The organism is Stenotrophomonas sp. 05L44_2 (assembly GCF_056665995.1).
This window is the reverse complement of record NZ_JBFTNR010000853.1, coordinates 1-1,599: the sequence shown is the minus strand read 5'-3', so window position 1 is coordinate 1,599 and position 1,599 is coordinate 1. Positions and strand designations below refer to the sequence as shown.

Here is a 1,599-nt window from a genome sequence, read left to right as displayed (position 1 = left end):
CCAGCGGATGGATCAGTGCCGCAGGCGAAGCTATGCAGGCCAGGGATGCCTATGACCGCCAGGCCCGGGACGAGCGCCTGAAACGCGCCAACGCGGCAGCGGCCCGCGTGCACGACAACTGATGCGGGGACGGAACATGTCACGCTTCCCGTTTGACGCTGTCCTGTTCGACTGTGACGGCGTCCTGGTCGATTCCGAACCTCTGACCTCCCGCGTACTCGCGGAGATGCTGACCGAGCGCGGCTGGCCGCTGACGGCCCGTCAGGCCGGTGAAGTGTTCCTCGGCAAATCCGTGGCTGCCCAGGCCGACCTGATCGAGGCGCGCACGGGAAAGCCGTTTACGCCGGCGTGGCTGGATGAGTTCCGCGCACGCCGCAATATCGCGCTGGAGCGCGATCTGACTGCAATTCCTGGCGCGCCTGCAGCGGTGCGCGCCATCCACGCTGCCACTGATGGGCGCATTGCGTGCGCGTCCGGCGCGGACCTGCTGAAGATGGAACTGCAACTGCGCAGGATCGGCCTGCATGAGGTCTTCGCAGGGCGCATGTTCAGCGGCCAGGATCTGCCGCAGACCAAGCCACACCCGGGTGTGTATCTGGCCGCCGCCGCGTCGCTGGGCGTTGATCCCACACGCTGTGCAGTCATCGAGGACACGGTGACCGGCACCACCGCCGGCGTCGCCGCCGGGGCCACCGTCTTCGGCTTCAGCCCGGGTGGGCCTTTCCACAGTTCGCCCGAGGCACTGCGCGCCGCTGGCGCCCAGGTGATCTTCGAATCCATGCAGCTGCTTCCCGCTCTGCTGGCGGGCCACAGCCCCCACGCCTTCGCCTGATGTGCCAGCGCGCCCCGCGTCAGGGTGCGACGCCGGCGCGCGCGGCATCCGGCCTGCGGCGGTGATGCAACGCAAACAGATACAACCCGGTGAACAGCTGCAGGAACAACGGCGGCAGCGGCGAGTAGGTCAGCCAGGCCGGTGGTTCGCCCTGCCCCATCCAGCGCGCCACGAAGTTGGCGATCACTGTCAGGGTGAAGACGATAGACGTCCAGCGGTGCACCGGACGCGCCCAGCTGCCGGCCCTCACTGCGGCGTCCTCGCTGCAGTCTTCGCAGGGCGCTCGATCATCTTCCAGCCATTGCCGGACGGATCACGGAATCCGGCATCCACTGCACCATAGCGCTCCACCGGGTCCTGGGTGAATTCCACCCCACGTGCCAGCAGCCGTTCGTAGCTGGCGCGGCAATCGTCCACCGCCAGCACCAGCGGCGGCATCGCACCCTTGGCCACCATCTGCTGCAGGGTCAGCGCAGTGGCCGCATCGTGTACCGGCGGCCCCGGTTTGAACAGGCCAAGCTGGAAACCGCCCTCGCCGCCCGAATGCACCGTGAGCCAGCGATAGTCACCGTTGCCGACATCGGTATGCACCTGGAAGCCGAGTGCGTTGACGTAGAAATCGAGTGCCGCATCCTGGTCGTGCACATACAGGCCGACCACATTCACCATGCCAGTCATAGGATCCTCCCTCAGGTGGGATCTACGCTAACAAGGCCGGTGCGGCGGCGCTTCTCCAAAACTGCGATCTTCAGGTCCGGGCGCCGTGC

General features: G+C 67.0%; 3 protein-coding genes. 1 reads left to right on the top strand and 2 read right to left on the bottom strand.

Going from position 1 to position 1,599, the window contains the following annotated elements:
• The first annotated feature begins 136 nt into the window (after positions 1-136).
• The gene (locus AC1VAN_RS21325; protein ID WP_442251086.1) at positions 137-832 is read left to right on the top strand and encodes an HAD family hydrolase; all 696 of its coding nucleotides are present in this window, start codon (positions 137-139) and stop codon (positions 830-832) included.
• Positions 833-851: 19 nt separating this feature from the next.
• Here the strand turns inward: AC1VAN_RS21325 and AC1VAN_RS21320 are convergent, their stop codons facing one another.
• Complete coding sequence (locus AC1VAN_RS21320) at positions 852-1,082, bottom strand: hypothetical protein (protein ID WP_442251085.1); 231 nt, start codon at positions 1,080-1,082, stop codon at positions 852-854.
• On the bottom strand, positions 1,079-1,510 hold the full coding sequence (locus AC1VAN_RS21315; protein ID WP_442251084.1) for a VOC family protein: 432 nt from the start codon (positions 1,508-1,510) through the stop codon (positions 1,079-1,081). Before AC1VAN_RS21315 ends, AC1VAN_RS21320 begins: the two co-directional genes overlap by 4 nt.
• Positions 1,511-1,599: the final 89 nt, after the last annotated feature.